Raw genomic sequence first — 22,880 nt, 5'->3', positions numbered from 1 at the left:
CGAAAGGGTCAGGCAGCAGGCGTGGCGGGGTCTATCAGCGCGTCGCCGGCCTCGTCCTGCTCCTCGGCAAAGGCCACGTAGAGCAGGGGATTGGCGCTGGCGCGCTGAAAGCGCGTCTCCTCGCCCATCAGCAGGTCCAGCATCAGCGAGGCCAGGTCATCGGCCAGGGGCTCGGCCATCGGGTCCTTTTCCTGGTTGACCACCTTGCGGTAGCTGCCGCATTCCTCGCAGGTCTCGGCCAGCACGGTATCGCCTGCGCCATCGATGCCCTGGTACTCGACGCCCTTGGTCGACTCGCAGTGGGAGCACTTGACGCGCACCATGTGCCACTCCGTGCAGCAGGTGCCGCAGTGCAGGTAGCGATGGCCTGCGGCCTTGCCGCCAATGCGCAACACGCTGGCCACGGGCTCGCTGGCGCAGACGGGACAGATCGAGGCGGGATCGGTATAGGGCACGTCGCGTGCGTTCAGGCCGCTGGCGCGCGTGGCAAACACCACCTGCAGCGCAGCCATCACAAAGGGCGCCATGCCCACGTGGCGGGCCGCCACTTCCTTTTGCAGCAGCCGCTGCGCGATCTCGTCACGCCCGGCCGTGTCCAGCGCGCGCAACTCCTGCAGCAGCGGCTGCAGCGGCGCTGGCAGGCCGTTGGCGCCCGACAGGGCATCGAGCATGCGGTCCAGCACGCCATGCCAGGCGGCATCGATATGGTCGGCGGCAGGCAGCAGCGGCATGGAATGCTCCTGCGCCCGCGCGATCAGCGCCGCATCGGGCTCGGCCAGCGTCAGCTGCCCGGCCGCCTTGGCTTGCGCGTCCACGATCTGCGCCACAAACCGCAGGTAGTCGGCAATCGGATTGCCCTCGGCCAGCTGCCGCAGCCGCGCCGCCCGCTCGACGAACAGCCCCGGCAACTGCGGCAGCAGCACGCGCGGAAAACTGGTGTGGTCCAGCGACTCGATATCGCCGGGTTGAAGAATGCGTTGCATTGGAATGAATCCCAAAAAAACAGCCGCCCGGATCGCTGGGCGGCTGGGTGCTCAGGCTGATGCCTAGTATGACGCCATGTCTGTGAAAACTGGCGCGGCCCAAGGCGAGGGGCACCGAGGAAGGGCCGTCCCGCACCGAGGGTGCCGTCCCCCTCCCTCGCGCAGCGAGTAGAGAGGGGGAAGCGGCGTAAGCCGCTCAGGGGGTGTCAGTCATTATCACCGGTCATCTTGCGATACCACCCCCGGTGGTGCTGCTTGGCCCAGGCCCGTGTCACCGTGCCGTACAGCATGGCGCGGATGGTGCCCCGGGTCCAGATGGCCGCGTACACGTGCATGATGATCAGGCCGATCATCCACACGCCCGCAATGGCGTGCACCACCGAGGCGGCGCGCACCACGTTGACGGGCAGCGTCCACCAGGCGCGCCACATGAGCGCGCCGGTCACGGTGATCGCCAGCATGCCGATGACCAGGCCCCAGAACAGCAGCTTCTGGCCGCCGTTGTACTTGCCCTGCTCGGGCATGTCGTGGTCGTCGCCGTCGATCATCTTGTTGACGTTCTTGAGCCACTCGATGTCGCGCGGCTCGACCACGTTCAGGCGCCAGAAGCGCAGCGCCATGATGATGAAGAACAGCGCCATCACCACCCCGATGTAGGGGTGCAGGATGCGTGTCCACGGCCCGCCGCCGAACAGCTGCGTGAGCGGGAAGAAGGCCGGGTGGAAGAACGCCAGGCCCGACAGCGCCAGCAGGATGAAGCAGATGCCGACCACCCAGTGGTTGGCACGCTCCGATGCGTTGTAGCGCACCAGGTCACGTGGGTTGCGTTTCATCGGCGGGCCTCCTTTTCAGCGGCTTCCTGGTCCTTGCGGTCCATTTCGTCTTCCAGTTCCTTGGACACGTCGTTCGGGCCCTTGGTGATGTAGTGGAACAGGCTGCCGACGGCAGCTGCGCCCAGCGCGGCCATGGCCAGCGGCTTGGCCACGCCCTTCCACAGGGACACCATGGGGCTGATCTTCGGGTCGTCGGGCAGGCCCTTGTACAGCGAAGGCTTGTCCGCGTGATGCAGCACGTACATCACATGGGTGCCGCCCACGCCCTGCGGGTCATACAGGCCCGCCTCGGCATAGCCGCGCCGCTTGAGGTCGCCGATGCGGTGCTCGGCCTGGTCCTTCATCGCCTCCTTGGTGCCGAACATGATGGCGCCGGTGGGGCAGGTCTTGACACAGGCAGGCTCCCGGCCGACGGCCACGCGGTCCGAGCACAGCGTGCACTTGTAGGCTTTGTGGTCCTTCTTGGAGATGCGCGGGATGTTGAACGGGCAGCCCGTGACGCAGTAGCCGCAGCCCACGCACTGGTCCTGCTGGAAGTCCACGATGCCGTTGCTGTACTGCACGATGGCGCCCGGCGAGGGGCAGGCCTTCAGGCAGCCCGGGTCCTCGCAGTGCATGCAGCCGTCCTTGCGGATCAGCCACTCCAGGTTGCCGGTCGCTTCGTTCTCGTACTCGGTAAAGCGCATGACGGTCCACGACTGATCCGTCAGATCGGTCGGGTTGTCATAGACGCCGGCCGCGCAGGTGCCGATTTCGTCGCGCAGGTCGTTCCACTCCATGCAGGCGGTCTGGCAGGCCTTGCACCCGATGCACTTGGAGACATCGATGAGCTTGGCCACCTCGCCGCTGTGCGTTTCGCGCGCACTGGGAGCAGGCGTCGTCGTGGCCGAGCGACGCTTGATATCGAGAGACATGGTTGATGACATCAGCTGCTCCTTAAACCTTTTCCACCTTCACGAGGAAGGTCTTGGATTCCGGGGTAAGGCTGTTGCCATCGCCCACCGATGCCGTCAGGTTGTTGGCCATGTAGCCCTTGCGGCCCGTCGACGAGAAGCCCCAGTGAATGGGCACGCCCACGTGGTGGATGGTCTTGCCATCGATCTTCATGGGCTTGATGCGCTTGGTCACCACGGCGGCCGCCTTGACGAAGCCGCGCTTGGAGCTGACCTTCACATGCTGGCCCGTCTCGATGCCCAGTTCCTTGGCCAGCGCCTCGCCGATTTCCACGAACTGCTCGGGCTGAACGATGTTGTTCAACTGAACGTGCTTGGTCCAATAGTGGAAGTGCTCGGTCAGGCGGTACGTCGTGCCCACATGCGGGAACTCGCTGGGCGAGCCTGCCGAATCCTTGGCGGAGTCGAAGATGCGGGCGGCCGGGTTGATGACAGCCAGCTTGTTGTCGGGATACATGGGGTTGTATCCCAGCGGGTTGTCGAAGGCCTCGTAGTGGGTGGGGAACGGTCCCTCGTTCATGCCCTTGCGGGCGAAGAAGCGCGCCACGCCCTCGGGGTTCATGATGAACGGATCGGTGGTCTCCGGCGGCATGGTCGGACCCATGTCGGGCACGTCGGCGCCGCCCCAGGCCTTGCCGTTCCAGCGGATCAGCGTGCGCTGGGGATTGAACGGCTGGCCGTTGCGGTCGCACGAGGCACGGTTGTAGAGCACGCGGCGGTTGGCCGGCCAGGCCCAGGCCCAGTTCAGCGTATTGCCTATGCCCGTAGGGTCGCTGTTGTCGCGTCGGGCCATCTGGTTGCCGGACGAGGTCCAGCAGCCAGCCCAGATCCAGCAGCCGCCCATCGTCGTGCCGTCGTCGCGCATCTCGCCGAAGCCGGCGAGCTGCTCGCCGGCCTTGCGGATGAGCTTGGTCGGGTCCTTGGGGTCGAACAGGTCCACCAGCGCGCGGCCGTTGTACTCCTTGGCGATCTCTTCCGAAGTCGGATGATCGGCATGGGCATACGGCCACCACAGCTTGGTGATCGGCTCGGGGAACTTGCCGCCGTCCTTCTCATAGGCCTGCTTCAGGCGCAGGTGCAGGGCCGACATGATGGCGATGTCGGTCTTGGCTTCGCCCGGGGGCTCGGCCGCCTTCCAGTGCCACTGCAGCACGCGCGAGGAACTGACGACGGCGCCGTCTTCCTCAGCAAAGCAGGTCGTGGGCAGGCGGAACACCTCGGTCTGGATGGATGCCGAATCCACGTCGTTGAACTCGCCGTGGTTCTTCCAGAACTCCGACGTTTCGGTGACCAGCGGGTCCATGATCACCAGGAACTTCAGCTTCTTGAGGCCTTCGCGCACATTGTTGCTGTTCGCAAGAGCCGCCAGCGGGTTGAAGCCCTGGGCGATGTAGCCGTTGATCTTGCCCTGCGCCATCATGTCGAACACCTGCAGCATGTCGTACTGCTTGTCCAGCTTGGGCAGGTAGTTGAAGGCCCAGTTGTTCTCGGCCGTGGCCGCCGGTCCCCACCAGGCCTTCATCAGGCTCACGTGGAACTTGGGCGTGTTCGACCAGTAGTTCATCTGGCCCGGGCGCATGGCCTTGGGCGTGCGCGCGTCGATGTACTTCTGGTAGTCCTGCTCGCCTTCGTTGGGCAGCGTCAGATAGCCTGGCAGCGAAGCCGACAGAATCCCCAGGTCCGTCAGGCCCTGGATGTTGGAGTGCCCGCGCAGCGCATTCATGCCGCCGCCGGCCACGCCGATGTTGCCCAGCAGAAGCTGCACCATGGCGCCCGTGCGCAGGATCTGCGCACCCGTGGTGTGCTGTGTCCAGCCCAGTGCGTACAGGATGGTTGCGGCGCGGCCCGGCACTGCCGTCGAAGCCAGCTTCTCGCACACATGCAGGAATTTTTCCTTGGGCGTGCCGCAGGCGCTCTCCACCTTCTCGGGCGTATAGCTGGCGTAGTGGCGCTTGAGCCATTGGTACACGCAGCGCGGATGCTGCAGGCTGGCGTCCACCTTCACGTAGCCGTCGGCGTCGAGTTCATAGTCCCAGCTGGACTTGTCGTACTTGCGGGTCTGCGGGTCGTAGCCCGAGAAGATGCCCTCGTCGAACGCAAACTCCTCCTTCACGATGTACGAGAAGTCGGTGTAGTTCCTCACGTACTCGTGATGGATCTTGTCGTTCGTCAGCAGATAGTTGATCACGCCACCCAGGAACACGATGTCCGAGCCCGACCGGATGGGGGCGTAGAAATCGGCCACGGAGGCGGAGCGGTTGAAGCGCGGATCGACCACCATGAAGTGCGCACCGTTGTGCTCCTTCGCTTCGGTCACCCACTTGAAACCGCAGGGATGTGCTTCAGCGGCATTGCCGCCCATGATCAGGATAACGTCCGCGTTCTTGATGTCGACCCAATGGTTCGTCATCGCTCCACGGCCAAACGTCGGGGCAAGACCTGCCACCGTCGGGCCGTGTCAGACACGTGCTTGGTTATCGAGTGCGAGCAGGCCCCAGGAACGGGCCACCTTGTGTGTGACGTAGCCGGCTTCGTTGCTGGAGGCCGAGGCGGCCAGCATGCCGGTGGTCAGCCAGCGGTTCACCGTCTGGCCCTTGTCGTTTTGCTCGACGAAGTTCGCGTCGCGGTCGTCCTTGAGCAGCTTGGTGATGCGGGTCAGCGCCTCATCCCAGGACATGCGCTTCCACTCGGTGGAGCCGGGCGCGCGGTACTCGGGATACTTCAGGCGGTGCGGGCTGTGGACGAAGTCCAGCAGCGATGCGCCCTTGGGGCACAGCGTTCCGCGGTTGACGGGGTGGTCGGGATCTCCCTCGACGTGGATCACCGACAGCTTGGCGTTCTTGACGCCATCGCTCAGCGAATACATCAGGATGCCGCAGCCTACCGAACAGTAGGTGCAGGTCTGGCGGGTGACCGTGGTGGCGGCCAGCTTGAACTGGCGCACTTCAGCCAGGGCGGCCGTGGGCGAGAAGCCCATCAACGCCAGGCTGGATCCGGCCAGAGTCGAACCAGTCACTTTCATGAACTGGCGTCTGGAGAATTGGACCATGTGGGGTACCTTCTAATAGAAATTGACGCTTGTAAGCAAATTCTACGAGTGCACCCCGAAAACAATCCGGGAAATAACCCTTAATCCCGAGTCGGCCTGTGCGGCATTCATGCGCGGCCTCCCCGCTGCACCTTGCTGCGCGGGGCTTGCCGGCCCGGTGTCCGGCTGATTCATCAGTTGAATTGATTATCTGGTTTGAAGGCTTCGAATATTTTGTTTTATATCAATCCGGTATTCATTGGCTGGCTGAATGGCATCGATCAATCCAGTCTATTGGGTGAATGCGAACCATTTGCGTCGATTGAATTGCCGAATGGGGTTTTTGGCCTCCCCCGGGAGCGGAGGCCGGGGTGGATCAGCGTGCCGGCGGGCCTGGATCGCGCGGGGCATGCTTGAGGCCCAGATCATCCGACGTCTGATATTCAGCATGCGCCAAACCCGTCTTGTTCACCGATGGGTTCACCGTTTGGGCCATTTGGCGGCGCCTTTCCTCATCCTGCAGCTGCATGCGCGTGAACATGTCCCAGATTGCCATGAACAGCGCCGCGATCACGGGTCCTATCACAAAACCCGTCAGTCCGAAGAGAGCCATGCCGCCCAGTGTCGAGATCAGCACGATGTAGTCGGGCATCTTGGTGTCCTTGCCCACCAGCAGCGGGCGCAGCACGTTGTCCACCAGTCCGATCACCAGCACGCCGTAGGCGATCAGGATCAGGCCCTTGCCCATGTCACCGGTGGCCAGGAAGTAGATGGCCACCGGTGCCCAGATCAGGCCGGCGCCCACAGCGGGCAGCAGCGACAGGAACGCCATCACCACGCCCCACAGCACGGGCCCCTGGATGCCCAGAATCCAGAAGATCAGCCCGCCCAGCGCGCCCTGGGCGGCCGCCACGGCCAGGTTGCCCTTGACGGTGGCGCGGATCACGGTGGTGAACTTGCTCGACAGCTCGGCCTTGTGATCGGACTGCAGCGGGATGGCCATGCGGATGCGCTGTGTCAGGTCGCGGCCGTCACGCAGCAGGAAGAACAGCAGGTACAGCATCACGCAGAAGCCGACCAGAAACCCGAAGGTGTTCTGGCCTATGCCCAGCGCCTTGGTGGCGGCCAGCTTGGAGGCCTGCATGGCGATGCTGGACAGCTTGTCCTGCAGCTCGGCCAGCGAACCCAGGTGCAACCGCTCCAGCCAGGGTGTGACCCAGGAGGGCAGGGCGTCCATGATCTGTTGCACATAGGTGCCTGCATCCAGGTTGCCGCTGTTGACGCGCTCATAGATCAACGAGGCCTCGCGCACCAGCGAGGCGCCGATCAGCGCCAGCGGCAGGATGGCCACCACCAGGCACAGCAGCAGGGTGGACAGGGCGGCGAGATTGGTGCGCCGTGGCATGCGCGCCAGCAGGCGCCGGTGCAGCGGCGAAAACAGGATGGCCAGGGCGACGCCCCAGAAGATGGCCCCCATGAACTCCCAGAGCACGGCACCGAAGCCTATGGTTGCCGCAATCAGCAGCAGCATGAAAGTGCGTTTGTGTAGGGGCAGCAGGTTCATCTGGCGGTCCGTTCGGAAGATGCGCCAATGTACGCGACTGCGGGAACTCCCGGAGAGTTCAGGTAATCACTTGGTAACTGCCCTGCTGCGATGTTTGAACGGTGGCACAATGGCGGTCGCAACCAGGCCCTTCCCCAGCCACAGTCGCATCCGCCAATCGGTACAGCCGTGTCGCGGAAGGTTCCACAAACCAGCTAATGCCTCCCTCAGGGAGGCTGAGGTCAGCGCAATATGAGCGATCAGACGTCGGTCTACCAAGCCTACCAAGGCAATACCTACCTCTTCGGCGGCAATGCCCCCTACGTCGAAGAAATGTACGAAAACTACCTGGCCAATCCCGGTAGCGTGCCGGATTCCTGGCGCGAGTACTTTGATGCACTGCAACATGTGCCCGCAGTCGATGGCACCGACGCCAAGGACGTTCCGCACCAGCCCGTCATCAACGCTTTCGCCGAGCGCGCCAAGCAAGGCGGCACCAAGGTGGTCGTGGCCTCCGGCGCCGACTCCGAGCTGGGCCGCAAGCGCACCGCCGTCCAGCAACTGATCGCCGCCTACCGCAATGTCGGCGCACGCTGGGCCGATCTGGACCCCCTCAAGCGCACCGAGCGCCCTGAAATTCCCGAGCTGGAGCCGTCGTTCTACGGCTTCACCGATGCCGACCAGGAAACGGTGTTCAACACGAGCAACACCTTCTTCGGCAAGGAAAGCATGTCCCTGCGCGAGCTGATGAACGCTCTGCGCGAAACCTACTGCGGCACCATCGGCTCCGAGTACATGTATGCCACGGACCAGACGCAAAAGCGCTGGTGGCAGCAAAAGCTGGAAACCAGCCGTACCAAGCCCAGCTTTGATGCCAGCCGGAAAAAGCGCATCCTCGACCGCCTGACGGCTGCCGAAGGCCTGGAACGCTACCTGCACACCAAGTACGTCGGCCAAAAGCGCTTCTCGCTGGAAGGTGGCGAGAGCTTCATCGTCGCCATGGACGAGCTGATCAACGCTGCCGGCCAGAAGGGCGTGCAGGAAGTCGTGATCGGCATGGCCCACCGCGGCCGCCTGAACGTGCTGGTCAACACCCTGGGCAAGATGCCCAAGGACCTGTTCGCCGAGTTCGACCACACCGCCCCCGAGGACCTGCCCGCCGGTGACGTGAAGTACCACCAGGGCTTCAGCTCCGACGTGTCCACCGCAGGCGGCCCCGTCCACCTGTCGCTGGCCTTCAACCCCTCGCACCTGGAAATCGTCAACCCCGTGGTCGAAGGTTCGGTGCGCTCGCGCATGGACCGCCGCGACGACCCGCACGGCAAGCAGGTGCTGCCCGTGCTGGTGCACGGCGATGCAGCCTTCGCCGGCCAGGGCGTGAACCAGGAAACCCTGGCGCTGGCCCAGACCCGTGGCTACACCACGGGCGGCACGGTGCACATCATCATCAACAACCAGATCGGCTTCACCACCTCCGATCCGCGCGACACCCGCTCCACGCTGTACTGCACCGACATCGTCAAGATGATCGAGTCGCCCGTGCTGCACGTCAACGGCGATGATCCGGAAGCCGTGGCGCTGGCCGTGCAGCTGGCCCTGGAGTTCCGCATGGAATTCTCCAAGGACGTGGTCGTGGACATCGTCTGCTTCCGTAAGCTGGGCCACAACGAGCAGGACACCCCCGCGCTGACCCAGCCGCTGATGTACAAGAAGATCGGCGCCCACCCCGGCACCCGCAAGCTGTACGCCGACAAGCTGGCCGCACAGGGCCTGGGCGAATCGCTGGGCGACGACATGGCCAAGGCCTACCGCGCCGCCATGGACGAAGGCCGCCACACCGTGGACCCGGTGCTGACCAACTTCAAGAGCAAGTACGCCGTGGACTGGAGCCCGTTCCTGGGCAAGACCTGGACGGACGCCGGCGACACCGCCATCCCGCTGACGGAATGGAAGCGCCTGGCCGAACGCATCACCACCATCCCCGAGACCGTGACGCCGCATGCGCTGGTCAAGAAGGTCTATGACGACCGCGCAGCCATGGGCCGCGGCGAAGTCAACGTGGACTGGGGCATGGGCGAGCACATGGCCTTTGCATCGCTGGTCGCATCGGGCTACCCCGTGCGCCTGTCGGGCGAGGACTGCGGCCGCGGCACCTTCACACACCGCCACTCGGTCATCCATGACCAAAAGCGCGAGAAGTGGAGCGAAGGCACCTACATCCCGCTGCAGAACGTGGCCGACAGCCAGGCTCCGTTCACCGTCATCGACTCCATCCTGTCCGAAGAAGCCGTGCTGGGCTTCGAGTACGGCTATGCGTCGAACGACCCCAACACCCTGGTGATCTGGGAAGCCCAGTTCGGCGATTTCGCCAACGGCGCCCAGGTCGTGATCGACCAGTTCATCGCCTCCGGTGAAGTCAAGTGGGGCCGCATCAACGGCCTGACGCTGATGCTGCCGCACGGCTACGAAGGCCAGGGCCCCGAGCACAGCTCGGCCCGCCTGGAGCGCTTCATGCAACTGGCCGCCGACGCCAACATGCAGATCGTGCAGCCGACCACGGCCAGCCAGATCTTCCACGTGCTGCGCCGCCAGATGGTGCGCCCGCTGCGCAAGCCGCTGGTCATCATGACCCCCAAGTCGCTGCTGCGCAACAAGGACGCCACCTCGCCGCTGTCCGAGTTCACCAGCGGCGGTTTCCAGACCGTGATCCCCGAGCAGGACGAAGCCGTCGTGAAGAACGCGGCCAAGGTCAAGCGCGTGATCGCATGCTCCGGCAAGGTCTACTACGACCTGGTCAAGAAGCGCACCGAGAAGGAAAGCAAGGACGTCGCCATCATCCGCGTCGAGCAGCTGTACCCCTTCCCGCACAAGGCTTTCGCCGCTGAACTGAAGAAGTTCGGCAACGCCACCGACATCGTCTGGTGCCAGGACGAGCCGCAGAACCAGGGCGCCTGGTTCTTCGTGCAGCACTACATCCACGAGAACATGCTCGATGGCCAGAAGCTGGGCTACTCCGGCCGCGCTGCCTCGGCATCGCCCGCCGTGGGTTACGCCCACCTGCACCAGGAGCAGCAAAAGGCCCTGGTGGAAGGCGCGTTCTCCAAGCTCAAGGGTTTTGTCCTGAACAAGTAAGGCAGCCCCCACCCGCTACGTATCAGTACAGAACACTTTTGGAAAGAATCACAAATGGCTATCGTTGAAGTCAAAGTTCCCCAGCTGTCCGAGTCCATCGCTGAGGCCACCATGCTGACCTGGAAGAAGAAGGCCGGCGAGGCGGTTGCAGTCGATGAGATCCTCATCGAGATCGAAACCGACAAGGTCGTGCTCGAAGTGCCCGCGCCCGCCGCTGGCGTGCTGGCCGAGATCGTGCAAGGTGACGGCGCCACCGTGGTGGCCGAGCAACTGATCGCCAAGATCGACACCGAAGGCGTGGCCGGTGTGGCCGCTGCCGCTCCTGCAGCCGCCCCCGCCGCTGCAGCCGCTCCCGCTGCAGCGCCCGCAGCCGCGGCCGCCACCGGTGGCAGCAAGGGTGATGTCGCCATGCCCGCCGCTGCCAAGCTGCTGGCCGAAAACAACCTGTCGGCCGCCGGCGTGGCTGGCTCCGGCAAGGATGGCCGCGTGACCAAGGGTGACGCGCTGGCCGCCATCAAGGGCGGCGTGCAGTCCACCGCTGCCGTCATTCCCACCGGCGTGCCCACCAAGGCGCTGCCCCAGGTGTCGGCTCCGTCCGCCAAGGAAGACCTCAGCGGCCGTCCCGAGCAGCGCGTGCCCATGAGCCGCCTGCGTGCCCGCGTGGCCGAGCGTCTGCTGCAGTCGCAGTCCACCAACGCCATCCTGACCACGTTCAATGAAGTGAACATGGCCCCGGTGATGGATCTGCGCAAGAAGTTCCAGGACGCCTTCACCAAGGAACACGGCACCAAGCTGGGCTTCATGTCCTTCTTCGTCAAGGCGGCCGTGCACGCCCTGAAGAAGTACCCGGTGCTCAACGCATCCGTGGACGGCAACGACATCGTCTACCACGGCTACTTCGACATCGGTATCGCCGTGGGTTCGCCCCGTGGCCTGGTGGTGCCCATCCTGCGCAATGCAGACCAGATGAGCTTCGCCGACATCGAAAAGAAGATTGCCGAATTCGGCAAGAAGGCTGCCGAAGGCAAGCTGGGCATTGAAGAAATGACCGGCGGCACCTTCTCCATCTCCAATGGCGGCACCTTCGGCTCGATGATGTCCACCCCCATCATCAACCCGCCCCAGTCGGCCATCCTGGGCGTGCACGCCACCAAGGACCGTGCCATGGTCGAGAACGGCCAGGTCGTGGTGCGCCCGATGAACTATCTGGCCATGTCCTATGACCACCGCATCATCGACGGCCGCGAAGCCGTGCTGGGCCTGGTGGCCATGAAGGACGCGCTGGAAGATCCTTCGCGCCTGCTGTTCGACCTGTAATTCCACAGGGTTCGACACGACGAAAACCCACCCTTGGCCGCGCGCCCTGCGGTGGGTTTTTTCATGCATCACAGACAAGAGATTCCTGAAATGAGCAAGCAATTCGACGTCATCGTCATCGGCGCGGGCCCTGGCGGCTACATCGCCGCCATCCGTGCCGCGCAACTGGGCTTCAACGTGGCCTGTATCGACGAGTGGAAGAACGCCGCCGGCGGCGCCGCTCCGGGCGGCACCTGCACCAACGTGGGCTGCATTCCCTCCAAGGCCCTGCTGCAGTCGTCCGAGCACTTCGAGCACGCCAACCTGCACTTTGCCGACCATGGCATCTCCACCGGCAAGGTCGAGATGGACGTGGCCAAGATGATCGCCCGCAAGGATGCGGTCGTGAAGCAGAACAACGACGGCATCCTGTACCTGTTCAAGAAGAACAAGGTCACGTTCTTCCACGGCCGTGGTTCCTTCGTCAAGGCCGTCGAAGGCGGCTACGAGATCAAGGTCGCCGGCAAGGAAGAGGAAGTGCTGACGGGCAAGCAGATCGTGGTGGCCACCGGCTCCAACGCCCGCGCTCTGCCCGGCGTGCCCTTCGATGAAGAGAACATCCTGTCCAACGACGGCGCCCTGCGCCTGGGCAAGGCCCCCAAGAAGCTGGCCCTGATCGGCGCCGGCGTGATCGGCCTGGAAATGGGCTCGGTCTGGCGCCGTCTTGGCACCGAAGTCATCGTGCTCGAAGGCATGGACAAGTTCCTGCCCGCCGTGGACGAGCAGATCGCCAAGGAAGCCAAGAAGGCCTTCGACAAGCAGGGCCTGAAGATCGAGCTGGGCGTGAAGATCGGCGAAGTCAAGTCCGGCAAGAAGGGCGTGTCCATCGCCTACACCAACGCCAAGGGTGAAGCCCAGGCGCTGGAGGCTGACAAGCTCATCATCTCCATTGGCCGCACGGCCAACACCGCCGGCCTCAATGCCGAGGCGGTGGGCCTGGCCCTGGACGAGCGCGGCTGCATCGTGGTCGATGACGACTGCAAGACCAGCCTGCCCGGCGTCTGGGCCGTGGGCGACGTGGTGCGCGGCCCGATGCTGGCGCACAAGGCCGAGGAAGAGGCCGTGGCCGTGGCCGAGCGCATCGCCGGCCAGCATGGCCATGTGAACTTCGGCACCATCCCCTGGGTGATCTACACCAGCCCCGAAATCGCCTGGGTGGGCCGCACCGAGCAGCAACTGAAGGAGCAGGGCGTCAAGTACAAGGCTGGCACCTTCCCCTTCCTGGCCAACGGCCGTGCGCGCGCCCTGGGCGACACCACGGGCATGGTCAAGTTCCTGGCCGATGCCGAAACCGACGAGATCCTGGGCGTGCACATGGTCGGCCCCATGGTCTCGGAGCTGATCTCCGAAGCTGTGGTTGCCATGGAGTTCAAGGCATCGAGCGAAGACATCGCCCGCATCTGCCATGCCCACCCCTCGCTGTCCGAAGCCACCAAGGAGGCTGCCCTGGCAGTCGACAAGCGTACTCTGAACTTCTGAGTGCCAGGCTAGCCATCTAGCCAATCCGAGACCTGAAAGCGCTTGCTCTGCAAGCGCTTTCAGCTTCTGAATACATAGCAAATGGTTGATGCTGCATGAGCGTTTCAGTGCGAGAGGCCTACGAGGCCGAACTGGTAGCCAAGGGCTTTCACAGTGATCCTGCGCAACTGCGCGCCGTCGAGGCGCTGCAGCGCTGTGCCGACGACTGGACGGTCTACCGCCAGCGCCGCTCCAACGCCTTCAAGAAGCTCATCAACCATCCCGAGATCCCCCGTGGCGTCTACATGTACGGCGGGGTGGGGCGCGGCAAGAGCTTTCTCATGGACTGCTTCTTCAACGCCGTGCCGCTCAGGCGCAAGGTGCGCCTGCATTTCCATGAATTCATGCGCGAGGTCCACCGTGAACTCGCCGTGCTGCAGGGCACCCAGAACCCGCTGGACGTGCTGGGTGCGCGCATCTCCAAGAAGTACAAGCTGATCTGCTTCGATGAATTCCACGTGGCCGACATCACGGACGCGATGATCCTGCACCGGCTGCTGGTGTCGCTGTTCGCCAACGGCGTGGGCTTTGTCACCACCTCCAACTTCAAGCCCGACGAGCTGTACCCGGGCGGCCTGCACCGCGACCGCATCCTGCCGGCCATCGACCTGCTCAACGAACGCATGGAAGTCGTCAACGTGGATAACGGCACGGACTACCGCCGCCGCACGCTGGAAAACGCCAGGCTCTACCACACGCCGCTGGGTGCCGAGGCCGATGCGGCCATGACCGAGACCTTCGACAAGCTGGCCGAGGTCAAGGACGAGGACCCGGTGCTGCACATCGAGGCGCGCGAGATCCGTGCGCGCCGCCGCGCCGGCGGCGTGGTCTGGTTCGACTTCCGCGAGCTGTGCGGTGGCCCGCGCTCGCAGAACGACTACCTGGAGATCGCAAGCCAGTTCCACACCGTGCTGCTGTCCGACGTGCCCTATATGCCGGTCAACATGGCGTCGCCCGCGCGGCGCTTCACCTGGCTGGTGGACGTGCTGTACGACCGCAGGGTCAAGCTGGTCATCTCGGCCGCCGTGCCGCCCGAGCAGCTTTACACTGAGGGCCCGCTGGCCCATGAGTTCCCCCGTACCGTCTCGCGCCTGAACGAGATGCAGTCCAAGGAATTCCTGGCGCTGGAGCGCCGCGTGGTGGATACCAGCCTGACCTGAGGCAGGTGGCCGCGCCTGGCGTCGTTTGCCGGACCTGTACATGCTGAAACTGCCCACCTCTGCTTTTGCCTCTGTGAAGAAACTGCCCGTTCCTTTGGGCGCCGCGCTGGCCTGCCTGGCCTTGGCGGGCCCGGCCGTGGCGGCCGATGCCGCGCGGGAGCCTGGCCAGGCGGCCAGGCAGGCCCAGGCCGAACGCAAGGCTGCGCGTGCCGACATCGCAGCCCAGCGCGCCGTCATCGAGCGCCGGCGCACGGCCCTGGAGTCCGAGTGCTACCAGCGCTTTGCCGTGGAAGACTGCCTCAAGCAGGCGCGCGAAGAGGCCCGTGAGCAGGATCGTCCGCTGCGCGAACGCGAGCTTCAGATCAACGACGAGGAGCGCAAGGAGCGCGCCGTCCAGCGCCTGGAAGACATCGAGGCCAAGAAGGCGCAGAAGGCAGCCTCCGCCATGGAGGCCAAGGAACGGCCGCCGGCCGTGCAACGCGATACCCAGGCCCTGCGCGCGCAGCGCGCCCAGGAGGCGCAGCAGCGCGCCGCCCAGCAGGCCAGCCACCAGCGCGAACGGCAGGCCCAGATGGAGCAGCGCCAGTCCGCCCAGGAGCAGGAGCGGCGCGCGGCATCGCGTGCGCAGTTCGAAGCCAAGCAGAAGGAAGCGGCCGAGCGCAAAGCCCGTGCCGCCGAAGCGGCCCGCGAGCGCGGTCCCCAGGCTGCGCCGCTGCCGGCGCCGCCTGCTCCCTGATCCTTTTTTTCTCTGCCACGCGCCAACAGGCCAACCGGGTGGGGGCTGGCGTGAGGGCCTGGATGCTCCAACCCCGGTTCAAGCCGTCTGGGCCGACTCCAGCGCCTCGAGCTTGAGCACCACCAAGGACAGGTTGTCGCCCCCGCCCTGGGCGCGCACGCGGGCCTTGTCGATGAGGAACTCCGTGGCCTCGCGCGGGGTGAGCGCGTTGAGCACGGTGCCCAGTTCCTCGGCCGTGTAGTAGTGCCAGACGCCATCGCTGCAGGCCATGAGGGTGGTGCCCGGATACACGCGCTCGATCACATGGTGGCTCATGGGCGGTTCGGCCTCGGTGCCCAGGCAGCCCAGCAGGATGTTGGACTTGGGGTGCACATGGGCCTCGAATTCGGTGAGCTCTCCCCGGTCCACCAGCGACTGCACATAGGAATGGTCCTTGGTGCGGTGGACCATGGTCGCGTCCTGGTAGTGGTAGATGCGCGAATCGCCCGAATGCACCCAGTGGCAGCGGCCCTGGGGCAGCAGGACGAAGGCGGCGATGGTGCTGTGCGGCTCCTGCTCGGCCGAAATGGCGGTCAGACGGATCACCGTGTGCGACTCGCGCACGATGCTCTCCAGCAGCGCTGTGCAGTCCTCCTTGCCCGGCTCGAAGCGCTCGAACAGCTGGCGCGCCGTGAGCATGACCTGGTCGGAGGCCTTGCGCCCGCCGCTGCGCCCGCCCATGCCGTCGGCCAGAACGCCCAGCAGGCAGCCGTGGACATACGGGTGGGCCATGAGCATCACCTGGTCTTGCTGGTATTGCCTGTCACCGCGATGGATGCCTGTGGCGGCTTGGAGTCGGTACGCTGGCTGCATGGTCTCTGGTTTGGTGGGCTCTTGGGGCGGCGGATGGGCACACCAGTGGCATGGCGCATATTATCGGAGCGCTGCCCCCGGTGCCGGCTCGCCCGGCTCCCGTGGCGCTGTCTTTTTCAACAACCGGACCTGTCCTGTGCATTCCCTGACCGCCGCCGTGCAGGCGGCCTTCGCCCCGCAAGGCCTGCTGTCGCGCGCCGAGGCGCAGTTCCTGCCGCGTGAAGGCCAGACCCGCATGGCCCTGGCCGTGGCCCAGGCCATCGAAGAGCGCCAGACCCTGGTCGTGGAGGCCGGCACGGGCGTGGGCAAGACCTATGCCTATCTGGTGCCGGCCCTGCTCAGCGGCCAGCGCGTGCTGGTGTCCACGGCCACGCGTGCGCTGCAGGACCAATTGTTCGCACGGGATCTGCCGCGTCTGGTGGCCGCCCTGGGCATGCCGCTGCGCATGGCGCGCCTCAAGGGGCGCAGCGCCTACCTGTGCCTGGAGCGGCTGGAGCGCGTGCGCCAGGGCCGCACGGCGCCGCAGGACCCGCAGGTGCTGCGCAGCGTGGCCCTGGTCGAGCGCTGGGCGCGCACCACGCGCACAGGTGACCTGGGCGAGCTGCCCGCGCTGGACGAGCGCTCGCCCGCGCTGCCCCTGGTCACCTCCACGCGCGACAACTGCCTGGGCTCGGACTGCCCGCATTGGCAGGACTGCCATGTCAACGTGGCCCGCCGCACCGCGCTGGACGCCGACGTGGTGGTCATCAACCACCATCTGATGTTTGCCGACCTCGACGTGCGCGATTCGGGTGTGGCCCAACTGCTGCCCAGCGCGGGCGTGGTGGTGGTGGACGAGGCCCACCAGCTCAACGACACCGGCGTGCAGTTCGCTGGCCTGAGCCTGTCGGGCCAGCAATTGACGGGCTATGCCCGCGATGTGCTGCGCGCCGGCCAGGAACTGGCACGCGGCATGGCCGACTGGATGATGCTCTCGGCGCGTGTGGAGCAGGCACTGCGCGAGCTGCGCCTGGCCGCAGGCAAGCCCCCTGTGGGCGGACGTCTGTCCTGGCAGGGCGTGACGCCGCAGGGACTGGACGCCCAGAGCTGGCGCACGGCCCTGGTCACGCTGGGGCGCAGCCTGCGGGCGCTGGTGGAGCCGCTGGTGCAATTGCAGGTCAGCGATCCCGAACTGCGCAGGCTGCTCGAGCGCGGCAGCGAACTGCTGCGGCGCCTGGCCACCTTCGCGGCGGCGGCCGTGCAAGACACGGTGCGCTGGCTGGAACTGGGCAGCCAGCAGATGCGCATGCTGGAGTCTCCGCTGACCATTGCACACATCATGCGCACGCGGCTGCTGGGTCCGACGCAAGCGCAAGAGCAAGACCAAGAGCATCAGGAAGGAAGCGGGCAAGACGCCGAGCCGCAGGAAAACGCACCCACCGCCCCGTACGAGTCGCCAGCGGGCACCGCCTGGATCTTCACCTCTGCCACGCTGGGCGACGACGAGCGGCTGAGCTGGTTCACCGAGCCCTGCGGACTGCGAGAGGCCCAGGTGCTGCGCGTGGACAGCCCCTTCGACTATGCGCGGCAGGCGGCGCTTTATGTGCCGCGGCCTTTTGCCGAGGCAGGAAGCCAGGCCCACAGCGCCGAGGTGGCACGCCTGGCGCTGGATGCGGCCCAGCGCCTGGGCGGCCGCACTCTGGTGCTGACCACCACGCTGCGTGCCCTGCACGCCATAGGCGACACGCTGCAGCAGTCGCTGGGGCTGTTCGGTGAACTCGATGTGCTGGTCCAGGGGCAGGCGCCCAAGCTGACCTTGATCGAGCGCTTTGTTGCGGCAGGCGAAGGCAAGGGCGCCAGCGCGGGGCGCGGCTGCATTCTCGTGGCATCGGCCACTTTCTGGGAAGGGGTGGACCTGCCTGGCGATGCGCTGCAGCTGGTGGTCATCGACAAGCTGCCGTTTCCGCCGCCCGACGATCCGCTGGTCGAGGCGCGTTCGCGCAGTCTGGAATCCGTGGGCCGGCAGGCCTTTGCCGACTACATGCTGCCCGAGGCCGCGATGGCGCTCAAGCAGGGCGCCGGGCGCCTCATCCGGCGCGAGACGGATCGCGGCGTGCTTGTGGTCTGCGATCCCAGATTGACCGCCAAGGGTTATGGGCGGCGGCTGCGCGCTGCGCTGCCGCCCATGCGGACCCTGGAGGACGAGGCGGCCTTTGTTCAGGCCCTGCAGGCGCTGGCGCAGCCTGCGCCGCAGGTCACCACAGTTTCCACCACGACTTCTGCTTTGCCGTGACGTCCTTGTCGGAGTCCTGGCCGTACGAGGCGGTCAGCACGCGCTGCGCATCGTCACGCAGCTGGGTCATGCCCAGTGCATCGTATGAGTTCACCAGGATCTGCATGGCCTCGCGCACGGCGGGCACGCCCTGGTAGTCCTTGACGGCGGTCTGCGCGCGTGCGATGGCGGCCACGTAGGCGCCGCGTCCGTAGTAGTAGCGGGCCACATGGACTTCGTACTGCGCCAGCGAGTTGACGATGTACTGCATGCGCAGCCGCGAGTCTTCGGCGTAGCGCGACTCGGGGAAGCGCGTCACCAGCTCGCGGAATGACTCGAAGGAGTCCTTGGCGGCCTTCTGGTCGCGCTCGGACAGATCCTGGCGCGACAGCCAGGAGAACATGCCCAGGTTGTCATTGAAGTTGACCAGGCCCTTGAGGTACAGGGCGTAGTCGGTGGCGGGGCTGGCCGGGTGCAGCTTCAGGAAGCGGTCCAGCGTGGCCGTGGCCTGGACCTTGTCGCCGCTCTTGTACTGGGCATAGGCCTTGTCGAGCTGGGCCTGCTGGGCCAGGGGCGTGCCGGCGGCACGGCCTTCGAGCTTCTCGAACAGCGGAACGGCCTTGTCGAACGCACCGGACGCGGCTTCGTCGCGCGCCTCGGTATAGATGCGGTCCGGGGTCCACTTGGCAGTAGGGTCTTGTTGCGTACTGGAGCAGGCTGTCAGGACGCCTGCGACCAGCACGGCGGGAACGATGGACAGGGGAATACGCTGCATGGTGGACGTTTCTCGGGCAATCGAAGGGCGGTGAGAGGGTTGGCGGGCAGGGACGCGGGCCGCGCTGAGGGGCCGCATGAAGCCTGATTTTCCCGCAACCGGGCCGAGGCATTGTAACGGCCTGCGATGCCCGCCCCGCAGGCGGGGGCGGCGGCAAAGGCATGGCCGCGAACGGGTCCCGGCATTGCGGAGCTTTCTACAATGGCGCCCATATGTTTGTCCATTTGCGCCTGCACACCGAATTTTCCGTCGTGGACGGAACCAACCGCATCAACGCCATCGTCAAGGCCGCCGCCGAGGATGGGCAGGTCGCACTGGCCGTCACAGACTTCAACAACCTGTTTGGCGGCGTCAAGTTCTATCGCGAAGGCCGGGCCAAGGGCGTCAAGCCCGTGCTGGGCGCGGAAATCCAGATCGAGGGCGAAAACGGCGCCGCGATCTCGCGCATCATCGTGCTGGTGCAAAGCCCGCTGGGCTACCACAACCTGTCCGAGTTGCTGGCCCGGGGCTGGACCCGCAATGTGGTCAAGGGCCAGGCCGTGCACACATGGGCCTGGCTGCAGGAGCTGGGCGAAGGCCTGATCGTGCTGGCCGGCGCCCAGGCCGGCCCGGTGGGCCAGGCACTGATGCGCGGTGACGAGGCCGGCGCAGCAGCCGTCGCCCAGCGGCTGGCGAGCATGTTCCCGCACCGCTTCTTCATCGAGCTGCAGCGCGCAGGCCGGCCTGACGACGAAGCCCATGTGCTGGCCGCCGTGCAACTGGCCGATCGCCTGAACCTGCCCGTGGTCGCCACGCACCCCATACAGTTCTTCGGCCCCGACGACTACGAAGCGCACGAGGCGCGCGTGTGCATCGCCGAGGGCGAGATCCTGGCCAACCCCAAGCGTGTGCGCCGCTTCACGCGCGACCAGCATTTCAAGACCGTCGCGCAGATGCAGGCGCTGTTCGCCGACATTCCCAGCGCCATCGCCAACACCGTGGAAATCGCGCGTCGCTGCAGCCTGACGCTGGTGCTGGGCAAGCCGCAGCTGCCCAACTTCCCCGTGCCCGAAGGCATGACCATGGACGAGTTCTTCCGCCAGGAGTCCTTTGCGGGACTGGAGGAACGCCTGATCCATCTCTATCCCGACCCCGCCAAGCGCGAGGCCCAGCGCGAGCGCTATGTCGAGCGACTGGAGTTCGAGATCGGCACCATCCTCAAGATGGGCTTTCCGGGCTACTTCCTCATCGTGGGCGACTTCATCAAGTGGGCCAAGCTCAACGGCTGTCCCGTGGGTCCGGGCCGCGGATCGGGCGCCGGCTCGCTGGTGGCCTACGTGCTCAAGATCACGGACCTGGACCCGCTGGAATACAACCTGCTGTTCGAGCGTTTCCTCAACCCCGAGCGTGTGTCCATGCCCGACTTCGACGTGGACTTCTGCCAGGCCAACCGCGACCGCGTCATCGACTATGTGAAGCAGCTGTACGGCCGCGACGCCGTCAGCCAGATCGCCACCTTCGGCACCATGGCCGCGCGCGCGGCCATCCGCGACGTGGGCCGCGTGCTGGACATGAGCTACACCTTCTGCGACGGCATCTCCAAGCTCATTCCCAACAAGCCTGGCCTGCACGTCACGCTCAAGTACCCGCCCAATCCCAAGAAGGAGGGCGACAAGTACACCTACGCCATCGAGGCCGAGCCCATGCTGGCCGAGCGCATCGACAAAGAAGAAGACGTCAAGACACTGATTGAAATGGCCCAGAAGCTCGAAGGCATGACACGCAACATTGGCATGCACGCGGGCGGCGTTGTGATTGCCCCGGGCAAGCTGGCCGATTTCTGCCCGCTGTACCAGCAGCCGGGCAGCGACTCGGCCGTGGCCATGTACGACAAGGACGATGTGGAGGCCGTGGGCCTGGTGAAGTTCGACTTTCTGGGCCTGGCCACGCTGACCATCCTGGAGATCGCGCGCGAGTTCATCATCAAGCGCCACAAGGGCCAGGAGAACTTCGCATTCGAGAACATCCCCCTGGACGATGCGCGCACCTACCAGCTGTTTTCCGAGGGCAAGACCGAGGCCGTGTTCCAGTTTGAATCGCGCGGCATGCAGGGCATGCTGCGCGACGCCAAGCCCAGCCGGCTGGAAGACCTGATCGCCCTGAACGCCCTGTACCGCCCGGGACCCATGGACCTGATTCCCAGCTTCGTGGCGCGCAAGCACGGCAAGGAAGTGGTGGAGTATCCGCATCCGCTGGTCGAAAAGGTGCTGGCCGAAACCTACGGGATCATGGTCTACCAGGAGCAGGTGATGCAGACGGCCCAGGTGCTGGGCGGCTACTCGCTGGGCGGCGCCGACCTCTTGCGCCGTGCCATGGGCAAAAAGAAGGTCGAGGAAATGGTCATGCACCGCGGGATCTTCCGCGAGGGCGCGGCCAAGCAGGGCATCAGCGAGGAAAAGGCCGACGAGGTCTTCGACCTGATGGAGAAGTTCGCGGGCTACGGCTTCAACAAGTCGCACGCCGCCGCCTACTCGCTGCTGGCCTATCACACGGCCTGGCTGAAGGTGCACTACACGGCCGAGTTCTACTGCGGGAACATGACCGTGGAAATGGACAACACCGACAAGCTCAAGGTGCTGTACGAAGACGCGCTCAAGATGGGCATCAGCTTCGAGCCGCCGGATGTCAACCGCGGCATGTACCGTTTCGAGCCCGTCACCGACAAGGTCATACGCTATGGCCTGGGTGCCATCAAGGGCACGGGCCAGCAGGCCATCGAGGCCATCATCGCGGCCCGTGAAGGCCGTGGCGTGGGCCCGCGCGGCGCCGACAAGGGGCCGTTCAAGAGCCTGGCCGACTTCTGCGTGCGCGTGGACCGCACGCGCCTGAACAAGCGCACGCTGGAAGCCCTGATCAAGGGAGGTGCCTTCGATGCCATCGAACTGAACCGCGCGGCCCTGGTGGCCTCCATCGACCATGCCTTCGAGTTCGCCAACAAGACGCTGGCCAATGCCAACCAGGGCGGGCTGTTCGACATGATGGGCGAGGACGCCGTGGGCTCCAGCACCCAGGAGCCGCCCCTGGCCGATGCCTTGCCCTGGGGCGTGAAGGAGAGGCTGACCCAGGAAAAGACCGCCGTGGGCTTTTACCTGTCGGGCCATCTGTTCGACGAGGTCGAAAAGGAGGTGCGCCGCTTCGTGCGCACGCCGCTGGCCGAGCTGCGCGACAGCCGCGAGCCCCAGACCCTGGCCGGCATCATCAGCGACTTCCGCGCCATCAACGGCCAGCGCGGGCGGCTGGGCCTGTTCAAGATCGATGACGGCTCGGGCGTGATCGAGGCCTCGGTGGACGAGAACACGCTCAATACCTATCGCGATCTGCTCAAGGACGACGAATTCGTCGTCATCACCGGGCGCCTGCAGCTGGACCACTTCAGCGGTGGCCTGCGCATGAAGGCACAGCAGCTGTTCAACCTGGCCGATGCGCGCTGCCGTTTCGCGCGCTACCTGCAGGTCAGCGTGGGCGAGAAGATGCCCGACGTGGTCGGCCTGCTGCGCCAGTTCCCCGCCGTGGTGGAGCAGGGCGAGCATGGCGAGCTGCAGCGCGGCATGAAGGTGCGCCTGGGACTGGTCTGCGAGGACGAGCGCGGCTCGGCCAGCTGCGAGCTGGCCCTGGGCGACGGCAGCCGCTTCTATCCCAGCGACGCAGCCCTGGCCGCCTGGTATGCCCAGGCGGGCAGCGCCCAGGTCAAGGTGGTCTACGAATGACGCGCAAGGTGGCG

Annotated in this window: 14 protein-coding genes; 7 read left to right on the top strand and 7 right to left on the bottom strand. The window is 65.5% G+C overall.

The genetic code is table 11. The features are described 5' to 3' along the window. Window positions 1-8 precede the first annotated feature (8 nt). From fdhE to U6958_RS18970, 5 genes are all read right to left on the bottom strand, one after another. A complete protein-coding gene (fdhE, locus tag U6958_RS18990) occupies window positions 9-983 on the bottom strand; it encodes a formate dehydrogenase accessory protein FdhE (RefSeq protein WP_074923371.1) in 975 nt (324 codons plus the stop codon). 206 nt (window positions 984-1,189) lie between these two features. Next, window positions 1,190-1,816, bottom strand: coding sequence for a formate dehydrogenase subunit gamma (locus U6958_RS18985; protein ID WP_012205324.1), 627 nt, complete (start codon window positions 1,814-1,816; stop codon window positions 1,190-1,192). After that, window positions 1,813-2,742: a formate dehydrogenase subunit beta gene (gene fdxH, locus U6958_RS18980; RefSeq protein ID WP_012205325.1), complete on the bottom strand. Its 930-nt coding sequence runs from the start codon at window positions 2,740-2,742 to the stop codon at window positions 1,813-1,815. Before fdxH ends, U6958_RS18985 begins: the two co-directional genes overlap by 4 nt. A gap of 10 nt (window positions 2,743-2,752) precedes the next feature. After that, window positions 2,753-5,818, bottom strand: coding sequence for a formate dehydrogenase-N subunit alpha (gene fdnG, locus U6958_RS18975; protein ID WP_080650104.1), 3,066 nt, complete (start codon window positions 5,816-5,818; stop codon window positions 2,753-2,755). Window positions 5,819-6,173: 355 nt separating this feature from the next. Continuing rightward, the gene (locus U6958_RS18970) at window positions 6,174-7,361 is read right to left on the bottom strand and encodes an AI-2E family transporter (RefSeq protein ID WP_016446855.1); all 1,188 of its coding nucleotides are present in this window, start codon (window positions 7,359-7,361) and stop codon (window positions 6,174-6,176) included. 231 nt (window positions 7,362-7,592) lie between these two features. Here U6958_RS18970 and U6958_RS18965 point away from each other — a divergent pair, with 231 nt between their 5' ends. The 5 genes from U6958_RS18965 (at window position 7,593) to U6958_RS18945 (ending at window position 15,242) form a co-directional block, all read left to right on the top strand. Next, on the top strand, window positions 7,593-10,472 hold the full coding sequence (locus tag U6958_RS18965) for a 2-oxoglutarate dehydrogenase E1 component (RefSeq protein ID WP_016446856.1): 2,880 nt from the start codon (window positions 7,593-7,595) through the stop codon (window positions 10,470-10,472). A 54-nt stretch (window positions 10,473-10,526) separates the two neighbouring features. Beyond that, window positions 10,527-11,789, top strand: a complete 1,263-nt coding sequence (odhB, locus tag U6958_RS18960; protein WP_016454845.1) for a 2-oxoglutarate dehydrogenase complex dihydrolipoyllysine-residue succinyltransferase — start codon at window positions 10,527-10,529, stop codon at window positions 11,787-11,789. Between the two features lie 90 nt (window positions 11,790-11,879). Continuing rightward, window positions 11,880-13,307, top strand: a complete 1,428-nt coding sequence (lpdA, locus tag U6958_RS18955; protein ID WP_016446858.1) for a dihydrolipoyl dehydrogenase — start codon at window positions 11,880-11,882, stop codon at window positions 13,305-13,307. A gap of 95 nt (window positions 13,308-13,402) precedes the next feature. After that, complete coding sequence (gene zapE, locus U6958_RS18950; protein WP_016446859.1) at window positions 13,403-14,506, top strand: cell division protein ZapE; 1,104 nt, start codon at window positions 13,403-13,405, stop codon at window positions 14,504-14,506. A gap of 40 nt (window positions 14,507-14,546) precedes the next feature. Further along, window positions 14,547-15,242 carry a hypothetical protein gene (locus tag U6958_RS18945; RefSeq protein WP_047327770.1) on the top strand — a complete coding sequence of 232 codons (696 nt, stop codon included), beginning with the start codon at window positions 14,547-14,549 and terminating at the stop codon, window positions 15,240-15,242. Window positions 15,243-15,320: 78 nt separating this feature from the next. Here the strand turns inward: U6958_RS18945 and U6958_RS18940 are convergent, their stop codons facing one another. Next, window positions 15,321-16,094 carry a PP2C family serine/threonine-protein phosphatase gene (locus U6958_RS18940; RefSeq protein WP_026062214.1) on the bottom strand — a complete coding sequence of 258 codons (774 nt, stop codon included), beginning with the start codon at window positions 16,092-16,094 and terminating at the stop codon, window positions 15,321-15,323. Between the two features lie 136 nt (window positions 16,095-16,230). On the opposite strand from U6958_RS18940, the gene U6958_RS18935 reads away from it, so the two are divergent. Continuing rightward, on the top strand, window positions 16,231-18,366 hold the full coding sequence (locus U6958_RS18935; protein WP_074923372.1) for an ATP-dependent DNA helicase: 2,136 nt from the start codon (window positions 16,231-16,233) through the stop codon (window positions 18,364-18,366). Here the strand turns inward: U6958_RS18935 and U6958_RS18930 are convergent. Continuing rightward, on the bottom strand, window positions 18,329-19,120 hold the full coding sequence (locus U6958_RS18930; protein WP_016454842.1) for an outer membrane protein assembly factor BamD: 792 nt from the start codon (window positions 19,118-19,120) through the stop codon (window positions 18,329-18,331). The two genes, U6958_RS18935 and U6958_RS18930, sit on opposite strands and share 38 nt — an antisense overlap. Window positions 19,121-19,332: 212 nt before the next feature. On the opposite strand from U6958_RS18930, the gene dnaE reads away from it, so the two are divergent. Further along, window positions 19,333-22,866 carry a DNA polymerase III subunit alpha gene (dnaE, locus tag U6958_RS18925; protein ID WP_047218165.1) on the top strand — a complete coding sequence of 1,178 codons (3,534 nt, stop codon included), beginning with the start codon at window positions 19,333-19,335 and terminating at the stop codon, window positions 22,864-22,866. The last annotated feature ends 14 nt before the right edge of the window (window positions 22,867-22,880 follow it).

This window comes from Delftia lacustris (assembly GCF_040267515.1).
GTDB classification, from domain to species: Bacteria; Pseudomonadota; Gammaproteobacteria; order Burkholderiales; family Burkholderiaceae_C; genus Comamonas; species Comamonas tsuruhatensis.
The sequence above is the reverse complement of the archived record's forward strand: the minus strand, read 5'-3'. Positions and strand labels throughout refer to the sequence as shown.

Bases quoted from the DNA above. Each gene is read 5' to 3' on its own strand.
- fdhE (WP_074923371.1), bottom strand. From the start codon at position 983: ATGCAACGCATTCTTCAACCCGGCGATATCGAGTCGCTGGACCACACC.
- U6958_RS18985 (WP_012205324.1), bottom strand. From the start codon at position 1,816: ATGAAACGCAACCCACGTGACCTGGTGCGCTACAACGCATCGGAGCGT.
- fdxH (WP_012205325.1), bottom strand. From the start codon at position 2,742: ATGTCATCAACCATGTCTCTCGATATCAAGCGTCGCTCGGCCACGACG.
- U6958_RS18970 (WP_016446855.1), bottom strand. From the start codon at position 7,361: ATGAACCTGCTGCCCCTACACAAACGCACTTTCATGCTGCTGCTGATT.
- U6958_RS18965 (WP_016446856.1), top strand. From the start codon at position 7,593: ATGAGCGATCAGACGTCGGTCTACCAAGCCTACCAAGGCAATACCTAC.
- odhB (WP_016454845.1), top strand. From the start codon at position 10,527: ATGGCTATCGTTGAAGTCAAAGTTCCCCAGCTGTCCGAGTCCATCGCT.
- lpdA (WP_016446858.1), top strand. From the start codon at position 11,880: ATGAGCAAGCAATTCGACGTCATCGTCATCGGCGCGGGCCCTGGCGGC.
- zapE (WP_016446859.1), top strand. From the start codon at position 13,403: ATGAGCGTTTCAGTGCGAGAGGCCTACGAGGCCGAACTGGTAGCCAAG.
- U6958_RS18945 (WP_047327770.1), top strand. From the start codon at position 14,547: ATGCTGAAACTGCCCACCTCTGCTTTTGCCTCTGTGAAGAAACTGCCC.
- U6958_RS18940 (WP_026062214.1), bottom strand. From the start codon at position 16,094: ATGCAGCCAGCGTACCGACTCCAAGCCGCCACAGGCATCCATCGCGGT.
- U6958_RS18930 (WP_016454842.1), bottom strand. From the start codon at position 19,120: ATGCAGCGTATTCCCCTGTCCATCGTTCCCGCCGTGCTGGTCGCAGGC.
- dnaE (WP_047218165.1), top strand. From the start codon at position 19,333: ATGTTTGTCCATTTGCGCCTGCACACCGAATTTTCCGTCGTGGACGGA.